This is a genomic window from Roseovarius halophilus (ex Wu et al. 2025), from assembly GCF_047086965.1.
Genome location: NZ_JBKOTX010000116.1, coordinates 1 through 18887, shown reverse-complemented (window position 1 = coordinate 18887; position 18887 = coordinate 1). Strand labels below are relative to the sequence as shown.

Below are 18887 nucleotides of genomic sequence, written 5' to 3'. Positions count from 1 at the left end.
CCGGTGAAAACCGCCGAACTGGCCCACCGGCGCGCCGAGGGGCTGATCAAGGGCATCGACGAGATCATCCGCGACCGGCAAGTGCCGGTCCCGATGGCCTGCCCACCATGGCCATTGTCCTGATCGACGCCGGCCAGATGGCGGCGGGTCCGGCGTTGGTCGCTTTCCTTCCCTTCCCGGTGACCGTGGCCATCGATCCGGCCGCCGATGGCGCGGCAGAGTTGCTGGCGGCCTATCGTGCGGAAGGGGTCGAGGCCGTGATCCGCGCACGGCTGCCCGAGGGTGCCACGCCGCAGGATGTCGAGGTGGCGCTGGAAGGCAGCTTCGCGGATCTGAGCGAAACCGTCGCCCTGCTCGACATCGACGCCGGGTCGCTGGGCAGCCGGGAAGCCACCGAGCAGATGATGCAGATCCTGGCCGAGGCCGGGCGCGGCTACCTGTCGCGCGACCGAGAACTGAACACCGCCGGCCGGCTGGCCGAACAGGCCGGCGTGCCCGCGACCACGATCTTTCGTGACCTCGACGGCGCGGGGCAGGACGCAAGCGCCATCCGTCGCCTCGTGGACCGGGCCGCCGCGCGCGCGCGTCAGGACGGCGGCGTGGTGCTGCTGGGCCGGTTGCGGCCTGACACGGTGACGGCGCTGATCAATTGGGGCAACGACAAGCGCGCGGTCGACCTGGCCCAGGTGCCCGTCTCTGCGGTGCTGCGCGAGGCCGAGTGAGGGAACCGGGGTCTGCATATCCTCGTGGTACAGCCCGTCGCCCGATGGTTAACCGGCCTTAAAAGCCGTGAAGGCGCTTCGCCCACTGGAGGCCGATGAACAGACCCTTGACGCGGGGCAGGATGACCAGCGCCAGACCCGTTGCAAGCGCCATCATCCCCAGAGCGACCCAAAGGGGCTCGGGGTCGAAGAAGGAATATATCACGGCAAACAGCGGAAAGACGATTGCAACCACCACCGACAGGGTAAAATAGGCAGGTCCATCATCGACGCGCGCGTGGTGAAGCTCCTGCCCACAGCAGTCGCATTTGTTCTTGACCTTGAGGTAGCCGCGAAAGAGCCGGCCGGTCCCGCAAGACGGGCACGCCAGCCGGAACCCTCTGAACATTGCTTTTCGGGAGTCGCGAGTGTCGTCTGGTGCCATGGCCTTGTCCATTCTGCTCGTGTCTGTTCGCGGCCAAGATCGGCAATTGTGCCGGATCACGCGGCCGCGCGCCCGCACGGGACGATCTGTGACACCGCATGGGTATCACGGTTTGGCGTGCCTGCCGACCGGGCAGGGCCCGCCCGTCAGTTCCCGCCCCCGGACGTGAACCGGTGCGCCTCGGCGGCGGCGCGGCGGATGGCGTTGGATTTGTGGACCGTCTCCTGGTACTCGGCTTCCGGGTCGCTGTCGTGAACGACGCCGCCCCCGGCCTGGATGTAGAGGTCCTGGCCCTTCAACACCGCCGTCCGAAGGGCGATGCACATGTCCATGTCGCCGCCGGCGCTGAAATAGCCCACGCCGCCGCCGTAGACGCCGCGCTTTTCCGGCTCCAATTCGTCGATGATCTCCATCGCGCGCACCTTGGGCGCGCCCGAGACGGTGCCCGCCGGCATCCCCGCGAAGAAGGCCGAGAGCGCGTCGTGGCCCTCGGCCAGCTCGCCCACCACGTTCGAGACGATGTGCATGACATGGGAATAGCGTTCGACGATGAATTCCTCGGTCGGGCGCACCGTGCCCACCTTGGCGACCCGGCCCACGTCGTTGCGGCCCAGATCGAGCAGCATGAGGTGTTCGGCCAGTTCCTTCTCGTCCGCGATCAGGTCGGCCTCGTTGGCCTTGTCCTCGGCCGGGGTGGCGCCGCGCGGCCGGGTGCCCGCGATGGGGCGGATCGTGACCTCGCCATCCATGACCCGCACCAGGATTTCGGGGCTGGCCCCGATCACCTGATATCCGCCGAAGTTGAAAAAGAACATGAAGGGCGAGGGGTTGGTCCGCCGCAGCGACCGATAGAGCGAGAAGGGCGGTTCGCGAAAGCTCTGGGTCCAGCGCTGTGCGGGCACAACTTGGAAGATGTCGCCCGCCTTGATGTAATCCTTGGCCTTTTCGACGGCGGCTTTGTAGCCCTCGTGGGTGAAGTTTCTGACCACTGCGCCCTCGGCTTCGGCCTCGCCCAGGCGGCGGATCTGTTCGGGCATGGGCCGGTCCAGCGCGCGCTGCGCTTCCATCACGCGTTCGGCGGCCTGGGCATGGGCGGCCTTGGCCGAGAGCCCGGAATTGGCCCAGGCGGGTGCCACCAGGATCACCTCGCCCTTGACCCCGTCCAGCACCGCCACGACCGAGGGGCGCAGCATCACCGCATCCGGCAGGCCCAGCGGGTCGGGGTTCACGTCCGGCAGATGTTCCACCAGCCGGATCATGTCATAGCCCAGAAAGCCGAACAAACCGGCACTGGCGGCGGGCAGGTCCTCGGGCAGGTCGATATGGCTTTCGGCCAGCACCGCGCGCAGGCTCTCAAGCGGGTGCCCCGGGACGGTCTCGAAGGCCGCGTCGTCGATCCGGGCCTGGCGGTTGATCCGGGCGGTCTCGCCGCGGCACTCCCAGATCAGGTCGGGGGTCATGCCGATGATCGAGTAGCGCCCGCGCACCTCGCCCCCGGTGACGCTTTCCAGCAGGAAGGCGTGTTTGCCGGCCGCGTTGAGCCGCAGCATCAGCGACACCGGCGTGTCCAGGTCGGCGGCCAGCCGGGTGTAGACAAGCTGGTTCCGGCCGGCCTCAAAGCCCCGGCGGAAGACCTCGAATTCCGGGACCAGCGCCATGGCTTACTGGAAATTCGAATGGACCGCGTTGATCGCGGCCTGGTCGATGGTGATCTCCGTGTCGGCCTGCACGGCCTGGGTGAACGCGGTGAAGATATCCATGGCCATCCCCTGGCCTGCGCGTTCGGCGACGGCTTCGGCCTGGGCGGAGACCGCCGGATCGTCCACGCCGGGCTGCGCGATGGCGTCGAGCCGGGCGACGATGACCCCCTCTTCGCCGTCGACCACGAGGGTCTCGCCCACCGTGTCCAGTTCGAACAGACTTGTCATGAAGTCCGGCGGGGTGCCGTTGAGAAAGCTGCGCCGGGTCAGGCCCCGTTCCGCGACAGCGCCGTCGAGGCCAATCTCGGTGAACTCGGTCTCGGCGTCGATACCGGCGGCGATCTCTTCGGCGCGGGCGCGCAGCTGGCGGCGGGTCTCGGCGGCGCGCCAGTCCGCGGCCACCTGTGCCCGGACCGCCTCGAAGGGCTGCAACTCGGGCGGGCGGACCTCGTCCACACGCACCGCGAATAGGCCGCTGTCCTCCAGTTCGTGCAGTTCGGGGAAGGTGTCGGGCTCCAGCCCCGCCACGACCTCGCGGAAGCCCGCGTAGGCTGCGATTCCGTCGCGGATCTCCGGGGTCCAGGCCAGTTCGCCCAGCTGCATGTCTGTCTGCTCGGCGAGGTCTTCCAGACGCCCCCCCCCGGCCAGCAGGTCGGTGACGGGTTCGATCTGGTCTTCGATCACGCGGCGGGCCCGCGCGGCGGCGCGATCCTCGCGCAACACGGCGCGGGCTTCTTCAAAGGGGGTTTCCTGCGCGGCCAGTACGGCGTTGACGCGGAACAGCGCCGGGCCCAGCGGACTGGGCTGCGGTCCGACGACATCGCCCGATGCGGCCGAAAACACCGCCGCGCCGGCATCGCGCAGCTCGTCCTCGGTCACGTCGCCCAGGTCGACGTCGGAGAGCTCCAGGCCGCGCTCGGCGACCAGGTCGTCGAAACCGATCTCGCCGGCGTCGAGCCGGTCCAGCGCCGCCTGGGCGGCCTCCTGCGTGCCAAAGCTGAGCCGTTCCACAAGGCGCCGCTCGGGCTGGACGAATTCGTCGAGGCGGTCCTCGTAGGCCTCGCGCAGCTCGGCCTCGTCCACCGTGACCTGATCCTGGATCATGTCCGGGGTCAGCCAGGCATAGGTGAGGTCCTTGGTCTCGGGCGCAGTATAGGCCTCGGGGTTGTCTTCATAGTGGGCCTGCAACTCTGCCTCGGTGGGGTCGGGAAGGGGGCTGTCCAGATCCTGCGGCCTCAGGGTGTCCCAGGTGAAATCGCGCTCCTCGCCAATGTAGGCGGCGACGGTCTGCGCATAGACATCGGGCTGGGGCAGGCCGCCGATCACCGCCTGTTGCAGCAGGGCGCGGGCGCTGTCGTCGCGGATGCGGGATTCGAACTGTTCCTCGGTCAGCCCATTGTCGCGCAGAACGGCGCGGTATTGTTCACGATTGAAATTCCCATCCGGCCCGGCGAAGGCCATGGTGTCGAGCACCTCGCGCCGTACCGTGTCGTCGCCGACCGAGACGCCCAGCTTGCGTATCTCGTTGTCCAGGACGCGCGACTGGATCACCTGTTGCAGGGCTTGGTCGGGCACGCCGCGCTCGCGCGCCTGGGTGAAGGACAGCGGTTCATCCGCCTCGGCGGACAGCGACTGGATGCGGTTTTGCAGTTCCTGGTTGTAGGCGCTGACCGGGACCTCCAGGCCGCCGACGGTGCCGATGGAATTGATCCGGCCGGTCAGGCCCGTAGCCCCGAAGCCGACCATGCCGAACATCAGCAAGCCGATCACGATCCAGACGAAGGGGCGGGACTTCTTGCTGCCGTCAGCCATGGTGCCATCTGCCTGTTGTTGCGTGGTGTTCCGCCTCAATAGGGCCGGGCGCGCAGTGGTGCAAGCGGATCAGTCAGGCCTGTAGGCGGCCAGCCGATCAAAGAGCGTTGAAATCCCCGCCCTGTCGATATTGGCGAAGGCCACGCGCAGTTGCCGCGCCCCGGCCGGATCGTCCGCAGGCCGGAACATGGTGCCTGGTAGAAGCAGCACGCCCGCCTCCCTGACCAGCCGCCGGGCCAGCACGTCCGAGGGGATGTCGAAGGGATGTTCCAGATAGGCGAAATAGGCCCCGCAGCCCAGCAGCCGCCAGCTCTTGTCGGCGAGCCGTGGAAAGCCCGCTTCGATCGCGGCGCGGCGGGCCAGGATCTCGTCGCGTTCGCCGGCCAGCCAGGTGCCCAGGTTCTGCATCCCCCAGAGCGCGGCGCGCTGGCCCAGCTGGTTGGGGCAGATGGTGACGGCATCGAGGAACTTCTCGGCCTGCGCCAGCCGCGCGGGGGCGGCGACCATGGCCCCGACCCGGTGCCCGGTCAGCCGATAGGCCTTGGAAAAGGAATATAGCTGGATCAGCGTGTCGTCCCAGTCGCCGGTGAACAGGTCATGCGGCGCGCCGCTGCGGCTGTCGAAATCGCGGTAGGTCTCGTCGACGATCAGCGCCAGGCCATGGGCGCGGGCCAGATCGAAGAAGGCGCGCAGGGTCTCGGCGGGGTATTCGACGCCGCCGGGGTTGTTGGGGCTGACCAGAACGATGGCGCGGGTGCGGTCGGTGATCCGGGCCGCTGCGGCCTCGGCCTCGGGGATCAGGCCCGCGCCCGTGGGCAATGGCACCATGCGCACCCCTGCCATGTCCAGCCACATCACGTGGTTGAAGTAGAAGGGCACCGGGACGATCACCTCGTCCCCCTCGCCGCAGAGGCTGGCCACTGCGGCTGTGAAGGCCTGATTGCAACCGCTTGTAATGGCGACATTTTCCGGGGTGACAGCCCCGCCGTAGCCGGCGCGCCACTGGTGCGCGACCTCGGCGCGCAGCTCGGGCAGGCCCAGCACGGGGCCATAGAGGTGGCTGCCCGGGTCCTCGACCACCAGGCGGGCCATTTCCTGGCGCAGCGCGTCCGGGGGCGGGGCGACCGGCGCGGCCTGACTGACGTTGATTAGGGGGCACGCGTCGGTAAAGCGGACTCCAAGGGTCCAACGCCGCGCCTCCATGACCGGCGGCGGGAATGTGGCGGCGGTCCGGCTCGGGCTCAATCCTTGCCCCGGTAGGGTTCGACGTATTGCAGCGCCATGTCCCAGGGAAAGAAGATCCAGGTGTCCTGGCTGACCCCGGTGATGAAGGTCTCGACCTGCGGCTCGCCCTGGGGCTTGGCGTAGACGGTGGCAAAATGCGCCTTGGGATACATCTCGCGCACAAGCTCGAGGGTCTTGCCGGTATCGACCAGGTCATCGACGATCAGCACCCCCTCTCCATCGCCCATGATCTCGGCGTCGGGGCTTTTCAGGACCTGTGCCTCGCGGCGCTGGTCAGCCTTGCCGCCGCCCGACAGGTAGGATTTCACCGAGATCGTGTCGACGGTGCGGATGTCCAGTTCGCGGGCGACGATCATGGCCGGGGCCATGCCGCCGCGGGTGATCGCCACCACGGCGCGCCAGGCGCCGTCATCGGGGCCGTAGCCGTCCAGCCGCCAGGCCAGCGCCCGACTGTCGCGGTGCAGCTGGTCCCAGCTGACGTGGAACCCTTTTTCGTGTGGCAGGCGGTTGTCGACCATGGCTCAGCTCTTGTCGATGTCGGGGGCGTCGACGGCCTTCATGCCGACAACGTGATAGCCCGCGTCGACGTGATGCACCTCGCCCGTGACGCCGCCGGCCAGATCGCTGAGCAGGTAGAGCGCTGCGCCGCCGACCTCGTCGATGGTGACGTTCTTGCGCAGGGGCGAGTTCAGCTCGTTCCACTTGAGGATGTAGCGGAAATCGCCGATGCCGCTGGCGGCCAGCGTCTTGATCGGCCCGGCGGAAATGGCGTTGACGCGGATGCCGTCCTTGCCCAGGTCCTCGGCCATGTAGCGCACGCTGGCCTCGAGCGCGGCCTTGGCCACGCCCATGACGTTGTAATGCGGCATGACCTGTTCGGCCCCGTAATAGGTCATGGTCAGGGCACTTCCGCCGTCGGTCATCATCTTTTCGGCGCGCTGCATCACGGCGGTGAAGGAGTAAACCGAGATATCCATGGACATGGCGAAATTGGCGCGGCTGGTGTCGACGTAGCGGCCGCGCAGCTCGCTCTTGTCGGAGTAGCCGATGGCATGGACGACGAAATCGAGGCTGTCCCAGCGTTGCCGCAGCCCCTCGAAAAGCGCGTCGATGGAGGCTTCGTCCCCGACATCGCAGGGCAGCACGATGTCCGATCCCAGTTCGGCGGCAAGCGGGCCGACGCGCTTTTTCAGCGCCTCGCCCTGGTAGGAAAAGGCCAGGTCCGCCCCGGCCCCGGCGAGAGCCTTGGCGATGCCCCAGGCGATGGACTTGTCATTGGCCAGGCCCATGACAAGCCCGCGTTTTCCCTGCATCAAGTTCGAAGACATGCCTTGCTCCCGCCGTGCCACCCATTGTTGGGAACGGTGTAAGCCAAGCGTCACACAGCATCAAGCGGCCTTTGCCCGGGGGCGGGATGTGCTAGGTCCGGGATTGAAACGGCACAACGCGCAGGAGACCACCATGACCGACCGCACCGGCATATTCGCGGGCGACGACCCTTTCGAGATCGCCCGGCGCTGGCTGGCCGAGGCCGAGAAGGCCGAGGTCAACGACCCCAATGCCATCGCCCTTGCGACCACGGATGCCGAGGGCATGCCCAACGCGCGGATGGTGTTGCTCAAGGAGATCGAGTACGATGCCTTCGTCTTCTATACCAACTACGGGTCGGCCAAGGCTGCCGAGATCGAGGCGACGGGCACGGCCGCCTTCGTGATGCACTGGAAAAGCCTGCGCCGCCAGATCCGCGTGCGCGGTACCGTCACCCGCGAGGCGGGCGACAAGGCCGACGCCTATTACCGCAGCCGCAGCCTGAAAAGCCGGCTGGGCGCCTGGGCCTCGCGGCAGTCGGAACCGCTTTCCTCGCGCAGTGCCCTTTTGGCCGACGTGGCACGGATCACCGCCGAGAAGGGGACCGATCCCGAGCGGCCGCCGTTCTGGGGCGGGTATCGCATTGCGCCTGTGCAAATCGAGTTTTGGGCGGATGGGGCGTTCCGACTTCACGACAGGTTCCGGTGGACGCGCGACGCGAAAAAAACCTGGTCTGTTCAGAGGCTTAACCCCTGACACGACGCGAAAATTATCCCCGAAATTTCACGCGTCGTAGAATTTTGGACAAAAGATCAGGCTTGAAACTGCCCCGGTAAGGCCGCAGGTAATCGCCCTGATGCCCGCGTAGATTGGCATCTGTTGGGTTCGGGGGCCAAGCGAATGACTGATGACAACAGCAACGGGCAGGTGTGCCGTGGCCACGTGAAATGGTTCGATCCGGGCAAGGGGTTCGGCTTCGTCGTCTCCGAGGATGGCGGCCCCGACATTCTGTTGCACGCGAATGTGCTGCGCAACTTTGGGCAAAGCTCCGTCGCTGACGGGGCCGAGGTCGAACTGGTCGTCCTTGAGACCGACCGTGGCCTTCAGGCCGCCGAGGTGCGCGATATCCAGGTGCCCGACGCCGTGATCGGCGGGGGGTTGAGCGACTTTGCCGACATGAGTGCCGAAGATCTGGCCGCTGCCCCGATGCACCCTGCGCGGGTCAAATGGTTCGACAAGGTCAAGGGCTTCGGCTTCGCCAATATCTTCGGGGTCGAGGACGATGTCTTTGTCCATATCGAGGTCTTGCGCCGGTCCGGTCTTGCTGATTTGATTCCCGGTGAAGCCATCGGGGTGCGGACCGTCGAAGGAACGCGGGGCCTCATGGCGACGGAGGTTCTGCCATGGGAAGCCGGTCTGCGAGAGGATGCCGCGGATATCGCGGACTGACAGCGGCGCTGACGCTGTTCCTGTGCGTGCTGGGGTCCGCCGCCCCGGCGGCCTGTTCAGCCGACAGTATCACTCTGCGGGGTGACTGGGGGCAGGCGCGCGTCTCGGTCGAGGTGGCGGATACGCCCGAGGCCCGGGCGCGCGGTTTGATGTTCGTGGAAGAGATGCCGACCCTTGCCGGGATGCTCTTCGTCTATCCCGAGCCTCAGCCTGTCAGCTTCTGGATGCGCAACACGCTGATCCCTCTGGACATGCTGTTCTTCGATGAAACCGGCCGCCTGACGCGGCTGCACGCCAATGCCCGCCCTGGCGATGAGACTGCGATTCCCGGCGGCGACGCGGTGCAGTTCGTGCTCGAGATCAACGGCGGGCTGGCCGCGCGGTTGGGCATCGCCGAGGGCGACGTCATGCGCCACCCGGCTATCGGGCCGGATGGCGCCTGGCCCTGTCCGGCCGATTAGGGCTTTTCAAGCGCCGCCGGGGCAAGTAGATCGGCGCCGTGGTCCGGGGCGTGGCGCAGTCTGGTAGCGCACCTGTTTTGGGTACAGGGGGTCGTGAGTTCGAATCTCGCCGCCCCGACCACTTTTCCCCAACCCATGAACCGGCGCTGTTGCGCGCCTGCGACACGCGGCGGCGTCGGGCGCGACTCGCAGCCTTGGCGTGTGGTGCTTGATGCACTGTCTGAGCTTTGGGCGGCAGGCGCTTGAGGTGGGCGGCAATTTTCGACCGCGCCGTTTGCCCCCGTTTGTGAACAAGCCGGTGGAGGAATCGCGCAGGCGACCTGCCCCCCGCCTTGGTCAAGCTCAAAATCCCGCATTTGGTGCTAAAATGACGTTGACCCACCAGGTGTAGATTTGCCATCTTGTGCGAGCCGATCAGGAGTGCACTACATTTAGTGGCGGACCGGCAGGGACACAAACCCGAAGCAGAGGCAGCGCGCCGGGCGGCGCAGCAGGTTCGTGGCCCCCGTGTTTTGGGGCACTCGAAGGCCTGTTTGCCTGCGAACGGCAAAGCACGGGGCCAAAGGGCCGCGCGAAAGTTACGAATGGGTCGCAACGCCGACCATGAACAAGAGGCACGAGGGACAACAATGAAGATCGAACGCAGCTTTACAAAGGCCGGGCAGGACTCTTACGCGGACATCGAGTTCAAGACCACCACGTCGGAGATCCGCAATCCCGACGGGACCACCGTATTCAAGCTCGAGAATTGCGAGATCCCCGCCCGCTGGAGCCAGGTCGCCAGCGACGTGATCGCCCAGAAGTATTTCCGCAAGGCGGGCGTGCCGGACAAGCTGCGCCGGATCAAGGAAAAGGGCGTGCCGGAATTCCTGTGGCGCTCCGAGGCCGACAAGGGCGCGACACTGACGGGCGAGACCAGCGCCAAGCAGGTTTTTGACCGCATGGCCGGGGCCTGGACCTACTGGGGCTGGAAGGGTGGCTACTTTTCCACCGAAGAGGACGCCCGCGCCTATTTCGACGAGATGCGCTACATGCTGGCCACCCAGCGCGCCGCGCCGAACTCGCCGCAGTGGTTCAACACCGGGCTGCACTGGGCCTATGGCATCGACGGCCCAAGCCAGGGGCACCACTATGTCGATCACCGCACCGGCGAGGTGGCCGCCTCGCAGAGCGCCTATGAGCACCCGCAGCCGCACGCCTGCTTCATCCAGGGCTGCCGCGACGACCTGGTCAACGATGGCGGCATCATGGATCTCTGGGTGCGCGAGGCGCGCCTGTTCAAGTACGGCTCGGGCACCGGCACCAACTTCAGCCACCTGCGCGGCGAGGGCGAGCCGTTGTCTGGCGGCGGCAAGTCCAGCGGCCTGATGGGCTTTCTCAAGATCGGCGACCGCGCGGCGGGCGCGATCAAGTCGGGCGGCACCACGCGCCGCGCCGCCAAGATGGTGATCGTGGATGCCGACCACCCCGATATCGAGGAGTTCATCGACTGGAAGGTGCTGGAGGAACAGAAGGTCGCCAGCATCGTTGCCGGCTCCAAGATGCACGAGGCGCGGCTCAACGAGATCTTCGCGGCCATCAAGGCCTGGGACGGCAAGACCGAGGACGCCTGCGACCCCAAGACCAATGCCGCGCTCAAGGCCGCCATCCGCGACGCCAAGAAGGTCGCGATCCCCGAGACCTACGTCAAGCGCGTGCTGGACTACGCCAAGCAGGGCTATGACAGCATCGAGTTCCCCACCTACGACACCGACTGGGACAGCGAGGCTTACAACTCGGTCTCGGGGCAGAACTCCAACAACTCGATCCGGGTGACGGATGCCTTCCTCAAGGCCGTGCGCGAGGATGCCGACTGGGAGCTTATCAACCGCACCAACGGCGAGGTGGCCCGCACCGTCAAGGCCCGCGACCTGTGGGAAAAAGTCGGCCATGCCGCCTGGGCCTGCGCCGACCCGGGCATCCAGTATCACGACACGGTCAACGCCTGGCACACCTGCCCCGAGGACGGGGCGATCCGTGGCTCGAACCCCTGTTCGGAATACATGTTCCTGGACGACACGGCCTGCAACCTGGCTTCGATGAACCTGCTGACCTTCTATCAGGACGGACAGTTCCAGGCCGAGGACTACATGCATGCCACGCGCCTGTGGACCCTGACGCTGGAAATCTCGGTGATGATGGCGCAGTTCCCCTCCAAGGAGATTGCGCGGAGATCCTATGATTTCCGCACCCTGGGGTTGGGCTACGCGAACATCGGCGGCCTGCTGATGAACATGGGCCTGGGCTACGACAGCGAGGAGGGCCGCGCTCTGGCCGGGGCTCTGACCGCCATGATGACCGGTGTCTCCTATGCCACCAGCGCCGAGATCGCGGGCGAGCTTGGCCCCTTCGCCAAGTTCGACAAGAACCGCGAGCACATGCTGCGGGTGATCCGCAACCACCGCAACGCCGCCCACGGCGCGACCGAGGGATACGAAGGCCTCGAGGTCAAGCCGGTGGCCCTCGATCACGCCAATTGCCCCGACGCCCGCCTGGTGGGGCTGGCCAAGTTGGCCTGGGACGAGGCCCTGAGCCTTGGTGAGAAGAACGGCTATCGCAACGCCCAGGCCACGGTGATCGCGCCCACCGGCACGATCGGGCTGGTCATGGACTGCGACACCACCGGGATCGAGCCCGATTTCGCCCTGGTGAAGTTCAAGAAGTTGGCCGGCGGTGGCTACTTCAAGATCATCAACCAGTCGGTGCCCGCGGCGCTGGAAAAGCTGGGCTACGGCCCCGCGCAGATCGAGGAGATCGTCGCCTACGCCGTGGGTCATGGCTCGCTGGGCAACGCGCCCGGCATCAACCACACCGCGCTGATCGGGCACGGCTTCGGCGAAGCCGAAATCGCCAAGATCGAGGCGGCGCTGCCGAGCGCCTTCGACATCCGCTTCGTCTTCAATCAGTGGACGCTGGGTGCAGAGTTCTGCCAGAAAACGCTGGGTATCCCGGCCGGGCGGCTGAATGATCCGACCTTCGACCTGCTGGCGCATCTGGGCTTCAACAAGGCCGATATCGAGGCCGCTAACGACCATGTCTGCGGGACCATGACGCTGGAGGGTGCGCCCTTCCTGAAAGAAGAGCACTACCACGTCTTCGACTGCGCCAACCCCTGTGGCAAGAGGGGCACGCGCTACCTGGGCGTCAACAGCCACATCGACATGATGGCGGCGGCGCAGAGCTTCATCTCGGGGGCGATCTCCAAGACCATCAACATGCCCAACGATGCCACCATCGAGGACTGCCAGGCCGCCTACGAGCGCAGCTGGTCCATGGGGGTGAAGGCCAACGCGCTCTACCGCGACGGCTCGAAGCTGTCGCAGCCGCTGGCCGCGGCCCTGGTCGGGGACGACGAGGAGGCCCAGGAGACCCTGGAAAGCGGCTCGACCCGGGAAAAGGCCACGGTGCTGGCCGAGAAAGTGGTCGAGAAGGTCATCGTCAAGGAAATCGTCCGCAACCACCGCGAGAAGATGCCGGAACGCCGCAAGGGCTACACCCAGAAGGCCGTGGTCGGCGGGCACAAGGTCTACCTGCGCACCGGTGAATACGAGGACGGCAACCTGGGCGAGATCTTCATCGACATGCACAAGGAAGGCGCCGGTTTCCGCGCGATGATGAACAACTTCGCCATCGCCGTCTCGGTGGGCCTGCAATACGGGGTGCCGCTCGAGGAATTCGTCGATGCCTTCACCTTCACCAAGTTCGAACCGGCGGGCATGGTGCAGGGCAATGACAGCATCAAGAACGCCACCTCGATCCTCGACTACATCTTCCGCGAACTGGCCGTGTCCTACCTGGACCGGACCGACCTGGCCCATGTGAAGCCCGAGGGCGCGTCCTTCGACGATCTCGGCCGGGGCGAGGAAGAGGGCGTGTCCAACATCAAGGAGATGTCCGACAGCGCCTCGTCGCGCAGCCTGGAGGTGCTCAAGCAGATCAGCTCCACCGGCTATCTCCGCAAGCGCGTCCCGCAGGATCTGGTGGTGCTGCAGGGCGGCGCCGGGGGGCTTGACGGCGCGGCGGACGTGCAAACCGGGCTGGATACCATGATGCCCGCGGTCGCAACGGGCGGCGGCATGGCCCAGGCCACCGGGGTCACATCACTGACGGCCCGCGACAAGGCCAAGATGCAGGGCTTCGAGGGCGAGGCCTGCGGCGATTGCGGCAACTACACGCTGGTGCGCAACGGCACCTGCATGAAATGCAACACCTGCGGCGGGACCAGCGGGTGTAGCTGAGACAGACGGCGGGGCGGACCGTGATCCGCCCCGCCGGAGCGCCAGAGGCGCTCCAAAGAGCACGGCGCGGGTGCGCTCGCGCTGCCGACGTCCAGGCCGCAGGCAGAAACCGGGCGGTACAAGGAACTGAGCCTGGACGGCGAACCTCAAGCGGGGGCCTCGGCCCCCGTTTTTTCATGTACCGCGCAGTTGCAGCGGCGGACTCCATAGTTTGGCAGGGCCAATCCGCTCTGCCCTTGGACGATGAATGCGCGGCATTCACCGGGGAAGGGCGGGACACTGGCAGGGGGCTCGTTCTTTCGCCGCGGGCTGCGCCCGCGCCGACCGAGAAGGGGCCAGCCCCTCTTGGCCTCGCGGCCAATTCACCCCGGGATATTTCAGGTCCAAAGAAAACGGTAACGGTTCATCAACCGGAATCGGACATACTGCAGGTGCGGTACAGGCGGGGACGCCGATGACCGTGTCCGGAGAAAGCTCCGGGCCCCGGCATGGCACCTGATGACCCTCTGCCGGGGCCTTTCTCTGGACCCCAAATATCCCGGGGGAGTCCCGCAAGGCGGGACGGGGGCAGCGCCCCCTTTCTTGGCCTAGGGGATGTCGAAATCCGGTGGCGCCAGCTCGAAGCCCTCGAAGCGGAAATCCGGGCAGACGGTGCAACTGACCAGCGTCCAGTCCCCCGTTGTCTCGGCGGCTTGCCACCAGTGGGGCGGCACAATCAGTTGTGGCTTCTCACCCTCTTCCAGATCAGGGCCTAGGCGGTGGTCGCTGCGTGGCCCGGCATCGGTTTTGGCCATGGAGAGGACCAGCGGCGCCCCGGCGTGGAAGTGCCAGATCTCGGTGGCATCGACCCGGTGCCAGTGGCTGCGCGCCCCCGCTTGCAACAGAAAGTGGATGCAGGTGCCAGCGGGCCGGTCGGGCTGATCCGCGACGCGGTCGGTGGCGACCCAAGTTTCGCGGTAGTGACCGCCCTCGGGGTGCGGGATGAGGCCAAGGCGGGCAATAATCTCGTCAGCGGTCATTTGAGGACTCCGGTATGGTGCGTTCTCACTTAGAATTGGCATAAACCCGCCGACATTTCAGCCTATATCGGCGGAATTCCGCAAATCAGCGAGTACTGTGCTGCTACCTGTCGCCGCATGCGTGGGCGCGCTGAAAAGGTCAGCCACATGCGCCGCGTCCCGGCGCGCCACGTTCAAGGAGACTGTCATGAAATCGCTGATCCTCGCCCTGTTCGGGCTGTCCGTCCTGACGGCCTGTCAAAACCTGACCGACCAGCAACGCACGGTTGTCGGCATGACCGGTGGGGCGGCCGCCGGGCTGGTCGCCGCCGATGTATTGAAGGCCGACGATGACTGGCGCATGATTGCCGCTCTCGGCGGGGCCGCCGCGGGCACCGTCGTAGCCCAGAACCAGAACGGTCAGACCTGCGCCTACGCGCGCGGGGACGGCACCTACTACAAGGCGCCCTGTCCGTAAGGGTGACGCGTGATTTCGGCGTCCACCTGACGGGGCACCGATCCGCCAGACCTATTTGAGGACCGACCGGCCCGCGTAGGTGGCGGCCGCGCCCAGGGCTTCCTCGATGCGGATCAACTGGTTGTATTTCGCCAGCCGATCCGAGCGGGCCAGCGAGCCGGTCTTGATCTGGCCACAGTTGGTCGCCACGGCGAGGTCGGCGATGGTGGCATCCTCGGTCTCGCCCGAGCGGTGCGACATGACATTGGTCATCCGCGCGCGGTGGGCCATCTCGACCGCTTGCAGGGTTTCGGTCAGGCTGCCGATCTGGTTGACCTTGACCAGCATGGAATTGGCCGCGCCCTTGTCGATGCCCGTGGCCAGCCGCTCGGGGTTGGTCACAAAAAGATCGTCGCCCACCAGTTGGACGCTGTCGCCGAGGGCCTTGGTCAGGGCGACCCAGCCATCCCAGTCGTCCTCGGACATGCCGTCCTCGATCGAGAGGATGGGATAGTCGGCCACCAGCGCTTCGAGGTAGGCGACGTTTTCCTCGGATGTCAGGGTTTGTCCTTCCCCGGAAAGGACATAGCGACCGTCCTTGAAGTATTCCGTGGCCGCGCAATCCAGCGCGAGGAAGATGTCCTCGCCCGGTTTGTAGCCGGCCTTCTCGATGGACTTGAGGATGAAATCCAGCGCTTCGCGGGTGCTGCCCAGTTCCGGGGCAAAGCCGCCCTCGTCGCCCAGGCCGGTGGACATGCCCGCCGCGGTCAGTTCCTTTTTCAGCGTGTGAAACACCTCCGAGCCCATGCGCACGGCGTCGCGGATGCTATCCGCGCTGACCGGCATGATCATGAATTCCTGGATGTCGATCGGATTGTCGGCATGTTCGCCGCCGTTGATGATGTTCATCATGGGCACCGGCAGGACCCGCGCCGAGGTGCCGCCGACGTAGCGGAACAGCGGCTGCATGGAAAAGTCTGCCGCCGCCTTGGCCACCGCCAGCGAGACGCCGAGGATGGCATTGGCGCCCAGCCGGCCCTTGTTGTCGGTGCCGTCCAGTTCCATCATGGCGTGGTCGATGGCGACCTGTTCAGCGGCATCGAACCCCAGCAGGGTCTCGGCGATCTCGCCGTTGACGGCCTCGACCGCCTCCAGCACGCCCTTGCCCATGTAGCGGGACTTGTCGTTGTCGCGCCGCTCGACCGCCTCGTAGGCGCCGGTGGAGGCGCCCGAGGGCACGGCGGCGCGGCCCATGGTGCCGTCTTCGAGGGTCACGTCGACCTCGACCGTGGGGTTGCCACGGCTGTCGAGAATTTCGCGGGCGTGGATGTCGATGATGGTGCTCATGGGGTGTCCTTTGGGCTTGTTAGCGCAAACACGGGAGGGCTCGCCGCTGCTATAACGGCTTGGCGGCCCTGAGGGAAGCCCGGCGCAGCCGATGTTCCCGGATCAGGGTGTAAAGCCCGGCGGCGATGACGATCGCCACACCGGCCAGGGTATGGGTGTCGGGCTGCTCGTGGAAGATCAGCCAGCCGATGGCAAGCGCAAAGACCATGCGGGCATAGCGGAACAAGGAGATCACCCCGGCATCTCCCGCCCGGGTGGCGGCGATGATGGCGAGATAGGCGGCCATGCCGATCACCACGCAGATGCTCAGCAGCGCCGCCTCGGGCAGGGTGGGCAGCAGCAGCGGCTGGCCCTGCGACGCGACCAGCAACAGCCCCGTGGGCACGAGGCCCAGAAAGGCCATGATCGACAGGTGCGGCCCGGTGATATCCGAGTTCATGGCCCGGGTCAGAAGATCGCGCCCGGCCAGCCCCAGCATCCCGGCCACCGTCAGCAGGACCAGCGGGTCGAACGCGGCGCTGCCGGGCCGCAGGATCAGCAGCACCCCGGCAAAGCCGACGCCGATCGCCGTCCAGCGCCGCCAGCCCACGGGCTGGCCCAGGAAAAGCGCGGCCCCCAGGGCCACCACCAGCGGCGTCGCCTGGATCACCGCCGAGGCGAGGGTCAGCGGGATCAGCGTCAGGGAGGTGACGAAAAAGGCGGTGCCCAGGGCCTCGCAGCCGGTGCGCATTAGCACCCGCGGCGCCAGCTGCGCGGGCACGAAGAGCCGCTGACCCCGCAGCGCCAGCCAGGCCCAGAACAGCAGTGCCCCCGCCAGCCCCAGCAGGGCGATGATCTGCCCGGCGGGCAGACGCGCGGCCACGGTCTTGATCAGGGCGTCCTCGATGGCGAAGCCCAGCATCGACAGGGTCATGAAGGCGGCGCCGCGCAGGTTCTCCATCAGCCGGGCGCGCCCTCGGTTGGGCGCTTGCGGGTCTCGCGCCAGAAGGAATAAAGTCCGGTGCCGACGATCAGCGTGGCCCCGGTCAGGGTGTAGGCGTCCAGCCTCTCGCCGAAGATCAGCACGCCCAGGCCCAGCCCGAAGAGGATGCGGCTGTAGCGAAAGGGCGCGACGAAGCCGATCTCACCCACCCGCATCGCCGCGACCATGGCATAGATCGCGGGCATGAAAAGACCCGCGGCGCCAAAGAGATAGAGCCAGGCCATGCCCTCGGGGCGCATGGGTGGCGTGTTCTGGACGATGCCGATGATGAACCCGGCGGCAATCAGCGCCAGAAAGGACCCGCAGGAGAGTTGCAGCGTGTGGATTCCTTCGGCGACGCGCCGGGTGGCGAGGTCACGGATCGACTGCGACAGCACGCCCAGAAACACCAGCAGCGCGAAGGCGTTGAACCCCTCGCCCGTGGGGCGCAGCACGATCAGCACGCCGACCATGCCGAGGAGGATGGCCGCCCAGCGCCGCCAGCCCACCGGCTCGCCCAGAAACAGCGCCGCGCCCAGCACGACGATCAGCGGGTTGGCCTGCACGATGGTGGTGAAAAGCGACAGGTCCACCTCGGACAGCGAGAAGACGAAACAGGTGGTCGCCCCGGCCTCGCCGGCCGCACGCAGCAGCGAGGGGCCGCGGAAAATTTCGGGCGGCATCGGCTTGAGCCCGCGGGCCCGCGCGGCCAGCGCAAAGGCCAGCAGCCCAACGGCCCCCATGACCACCACCACCTGCGCGCGCGGCACGCTGACGGTGGCCAGCTTGATGTAGGTATCGACCAGGGCGAAGAAGGCCATGGCCATGATCATCCACAGGGCGCCGATGAGGTTGTTCACTTGGACCCGCCCCGCTTGAGCGGCACACCGTAAAGCTCCAGCCGGTGGCCCTTGAGCCGGTAGCCCAGCCTGCGGGCGATACGGTCCTGCAGCGCCTCGATCTCGTCATCCATGAATTCGATGACCGCGCCGGTTTCCAGGTCGATCAGGTGGTCGTGGTGGCCCTGGTCGGCCGCCTCGTAGCGGGCGCGCCCGTCGCCGAAATCCAGGCGGTCGAGGATGCCCTCCTCCTCGAAGAGCTTGACCGTGCGATAGACCGTGGCCAGCGAGATGCGCGGATCGGCCCGCATGGCGCGGGCGTGCAGGTCCTCGACGTTGGGATGGTCCTCGGCCGCGTCCAGCACGCCCGCGATGGTGCGGCGCTGGTCGGTCAGGCGCAGGCCCCGGGCCGCGCATCTCTCGAGGATCGTCTTGGACATGGTCCCGATCCTTAGAAGATCGCGCCGGGCGTCGCCAGCCCCGATTCCGGCCCCGGCCGCCGGGCGGGCGCGCGGTCAGCCCAGCGCCACCATGGCATGGCGTTTCCTGCCCGCGGACAGCTTGATCGGTGTGGCAAGCTCGGCCGCGGTGATCATGCGGCCCGCATCGGTCAGCGGCGCATCGTCCAACCGTGCGCCGTTGTCGGCGATCAACCGCTTGGCCTCCTTGCCGCTGGCCGCAAGCCCCGAGCGCACGATGAGCTGCACCACCGAGATCCCGTCGCCCAGTTCGGCCGGCTCCAGCGTCAGGGTCGGCAACTCGCCACCCGCGCCGCCCTTTTCGAAGACCTCGCGCGCGGTGGCCTCGGCGGGGGGCGCCGCCCCCCCCCCGTGCCCCAGTGTAGTCAATACTTTTTCCACCAACAACTTTTACTCGATGATCTAGGA

General features: G+C 66.8%; 17 protein-coding genes, 1 tRNA gene and 1 pseudogene. 7 read left to right on the top strand and 12 right to left on the bottom strand.

Annotated features, from left to right (window positions below; genetic code table 11):
* Positions 1 to 107: 107 nt before the first annotated feature.
* Positions 108 to 722: a divergent polysaccharide deacetylase family protein gene (locus ACH107_RS20540; protein WP_412507391.1), complete on the top strand. Its 615-nt coding sequence runs from the start codon at positions 108 to 110 to the stop codon at positions 720 to 722.
* A gap of 58 nt (positions 723 to 780) precedes the next feature.
* On the opposite strand, the gene ACH107_RS20535 is transcribed toward ACH107_RS20540, so the two are convergent.
* The 6 genes from ACH107_RS20535 to fabI form a co-directional block, all read right to left on the bottom strand.
* The gene (locus tag ACH107_RS20535) at positions 781 to 1158 is read right to left on the bottom strand and encodes a DUF983 domain-containing protein (protein WP_310692068.1); all 378 of its coding nucleotides are present in this window, start codon (positions 1156 to 1158) and stop codon (positions 781 to 783) included.
* Positions 1159 to 1292: 134 nt separating this feature from the next.
* Positions 1293 to 2804 (bottom strand): anthranilate synthase component I, encoded by a 1512-nt coding sequence (trpE, locus tag ACH107_RS20530; RefSeq protein ID WP_412507390.1) that lies wholly within the window; start codon positions 2802 to 2804, stop codon positions 1293 to 1295.
* A gap of 3 nt (positions 2805 to 2807) precedes the next feature.
* Positions 2808 to 4658: a peptidyl-prolyl cis-trans isomerase gene (locus tag ACH107_RS20525; protein ID WP_412507389.1), complete on the bottom strand. Its 1851-nt coding sequence runs from the start codon at positions 4656 to 4658 to the stop codon at positions 2808 to 2810.
* A gap of 69 nt (positions 4659 to 4727) precedes the next feature.
* Complete coding sequence (locus tag ACH107_RS20520; RefSeq protein ID WP_310692215.1) at positions 4728 to 5903, bottom strand: aminotransferase; 1176 nt, start codon at positions 5901 to 5903, stop codon at positions 4728 to 4730.
* On the bottom strand, positions 5900 to 6421 hold the full coding sequence (gene gpt / locus ACH107_RS20515) for a xanthine phosphoribosyltransferase (protein WP_310692216.1): 522 nt from the start codon (positions 6419 to 6421) through the stop codon (positions 5900 to 5902). Before gpt ends, ACH107_RS20520 begins: the two co-directional genes overlap by 4 nt.
* A 3-nt stretch (positions 6422 to 6424) precedes the next feature.
* Positions 6425 to 7231, bottom strand: a complete 807-nt coding sequence (fabI, locus tag ACH107_RS20510; protein ID WP_310692217.1) for an enoyl-ACP reductase FabI — start codon at positions 7229 to 7231, stop codon at positions 6425 to 6427.
* 133 nt (positions 7232 to 7364) lie between these two features.
* On the opposite strand from fabI, the gene pdxH reads away from it, so the two are divergent.
* From pdxH to ACH107_RS20485, 5 genes are all read left to right on the top strand, one after another.
* Positions 7365 to 7967, top strand: coding sequence for a pyridoxamine 5'-phosphate oxidase (gene pdxH / locus ACH107_RS20505; RefSeq protein ID WP_412507388.1), 603 nt, complete (start codon positions 7365 to 7367; stop codon positions 7965 to 7967).
* Between the two features lie 144 nt (positions 7968 to 8111).
* Positions 8112 to 8660, top strand: coding sequence for a cold-shock protein (locus tag ACH107_RS20500; protein WP_310692219.1), 549 nt, complete (start codon positions 8112 to 8114; stop codon positions 8658 to 8660).
* Positions 8615 to 9121 carry a DUF192 domain-containing protein gene (locus tag ACH107_RS20495; protein WP_310702874.1) on the top strand — a complete coding sequence of 169 codons (507 nt, stop codon included), beginning with the start codon at positions 8615 to 8617 and terminating at the stop codon, positions 9119 to 9121. Before ACH107_RS20500 ends, ACH107_RS20495 begins: the two co-directional genes overlap by 46 nt.
* Positions 9122 to 9165: 44 nt before the next feature.
* Positions 9166 to 9242: transfer RNA gene (locus tag ACH107_RS20490), tRNA-Pro, on the top strand.
* Positions 9243 to 9750: 508 nt separating this feature from the next.
* Positions 9751 to 13398 (top strand): vitamin B12-dependent ribonucleotide reductase, encoded by a 3648-nt coding sequence (locus ACH107_RS20485; protein WP_412507387.1) that lies wholly within the window; start codon positions 9751 to 9753, stop codon positions 13396 to 13398.
* A 587-nt stretch (positions 13399 to 13985) separates the two neighbouring features.
* Here the strand turns inward: ACH107_RS20485 and ACH107_RS20480 are convergent.
* The gene (locus ACH107_RS20480) at positions 13986 to 14417 is read right to left on the bottom strand and encodes a cupin domain-containing protein (RefSeq protein ID WP_412507386.1); all 432 of its coding nucleotides are present in this window, start codon (positions 14415 to 14417) and stop codon (positions 13986 to 13988) included.
* Positions 14418 to 14604: 187 nt separating this feature from the next.
* Between ACH107_RS20480 and ACH107_RS20475 the strand changes: the two genes are divergently transcribed.
* Positions 14605 to 14874: a glycine zipper 2TM domain-containing protein gene (locus ACH107_RS20475; RefSeq protein ID WP_412507385.1), complete on the top strand. Its 270-nt coding sequence runs from the start codon at positions 14605 to 14607 to the stop codon at positions 14872 to 14874.
* 51 nt (positions 14875 to 14925) lie between these two features.
* On the opposite strand, the gene eno is transcribed toward ACH107_RS20475, so the two are convergent.
* The 5 genes and pseudogenes from eno to ACH107_RS20450 form a co-directional block, all read right to left on the bottom strand.
* Complete coding sequence (gene eno / locus ACH107_RS20470; protein ID WP_412507384.1) at positions 14926 to 16200, bottom strand: phosphopyruvate hydratase; 1275 nt, start codon at positions 16198 to 16200, stop codon at positions 14926 to 14928.
* Between the two features lie 49 nt (positions 16201 to 16249).
* Complete coding sequence (locus ACH107_RS20465; RefSeq protein ID WP_310692142.1) at positions 16250 to 17140, bottom strand: DMT family transporter; 891 nt, start codon at positions 17138 to 17140, stop codon at positions 16250 to 16252.
* Entirely contained in the window at positions 17140 to 18021 is an 882-nt protein-coding gene (locus ACH107_RS20460) for a DMT family transporter (protein ID WP_412507383.1), read from the bottom strand. Before ACH107_RS20460 ends, ACH107_RS20465 begins: the two co-directional genes overlap by 1 nt.
* Entirely contained in the window at positions 18018 to 18440 is a 423-nt protein-coding gene (locus tag ACH107_RS20455) for a Fur family transcriptional regulator (protein ID WP_412507382.1), read from the bottom strand. Before ACH107_RS20455 ends, ACH107_RS20460 begins: the two co-directional genes overlap by 4 nt.
* A 75-nt stretch (positions 18441 to 18515) precedes the next feature.
* Positions 18516 to 18848, bottom strand: a pseudogene (locus tag ACH107_RS20450) (tyrosine--tRNA ligase); the annotation flags it as partial.
* Between the last annotated feature and the right edge of the window lie 39 nt (positions 18849 to 18887).

What these genes read in the sequence shown, in the direction of transcription:
- ACH107_RS20540 (WP_412507391.1), top strand. Translation starts at nt 108, where the DNA reads ATGGCCATTGTCCTGATCGACGCCGGCCAGATGGCGGCGGGTCCGGCG.
- ACH107_RS20535 (WP_310692068.1), bottom strand. Translation starts at nt 1,158, where the DNA reads ATGGACAAGGCCATGGCACCAGACGACACTCGCGACTCCCGAAAAGCA.
- trpE (WP_412507390.1), bottom strand. Translation starts at nt 2,804, where the DNA reads ATGGCGCTGGTCCCGGAATTCGAGGTCTTCCGCCGGGGCTTTGAGGCC.
- ACH107_RS20525 (WP_412507389.1), bottom strand. Translation starts at nt 4,658, where the DNA reads ATGGCTGACGGCAGCAAGAAGTCCCGCCCCTTCGTCTGGATCGTGATC.
- gpt (WP_310692216.1), bottom strand. Translation starts at nt 6,421, where the DNA reads ATGGTCGACAACCGCCTGCCACACGAAAAAGGGTTCCACGTCAGCTGG.
- fabI (WP_310692217.1), bottom strand. Translation starts at nt 7,231, where the DNA reads ATGTCTTCGAACTTGATGCAGGGAAAACGCGGGCTTGTCATGGGCCTG.
- pdxH (WP_412507388.1), top strand. Translation starts at nt 7,365, where the DNA reads ATGACCGACCGCACCGGCATATTCGCGGGCGACGACCCTTTCGAGATC.
- ACH107_RS20500 (WP_310692219.1), top strand. Translation starts at nt 8,112, where the DNA reads ATGACTGATGACAACAGCAACGGGCAGGTGTGCCGTGGCCACGTGAAA.
- ACH107_RS20495 (WP_310702874.1), top strand. Translation starts at nt 8,615, where the DNA reads ATGGGAAGCCGGTCTGCGAGAGGATGCCGCGGATATCGCGGACTGACA.
- ACH107_RS20485 (WP_412507387.1), top strand. Translation starts at nt 9,751, where the DNA reads ATGAAGATCGAACGCAGCTTTACAAAGGCCGGGCAGGACTCTTACGCG.
- ACH107_RS20480 (WP_412507386.1), bottom strand. Translation starts at nt 14,417, where the DNA reads ATGACCGCTGACGAGATTATTGCCCGCCTTGGCCTCATCCCGCACCCC.
- ACH107_RS20475 (WP_412507385.1), top strand. Translation starts at nt 14,605, where the DNA reads ATGAAATCGCTGATCCTCGCCCTGTTCGGGCTGTCCGTCCTGACGGCC.
- eno (WP_412507384.1), bottom strand. Translation starts at nt 16,200, where the DNA reads ATGAGCACCATCATCGACATCCACGCCCGCGAAATTCTCGACAGCCGT.
- ACH107_RS20465 (WP_310692142.1), bottom strand. Translation starts at nt 17,140, where the DNA reads ATGGAGAACCTGCGCGGCGCCGCCTTCATGACCCTGTCGATGCTGGGC.
- ACH107_RS20455 (WP_412507382.1), bottom strand. Translation starts at nt 18,440, where the DNA reads ATGTCCAAGACGATCCTCGAGAGATGCGCGGCCCGGGGCCTGCGCCTG.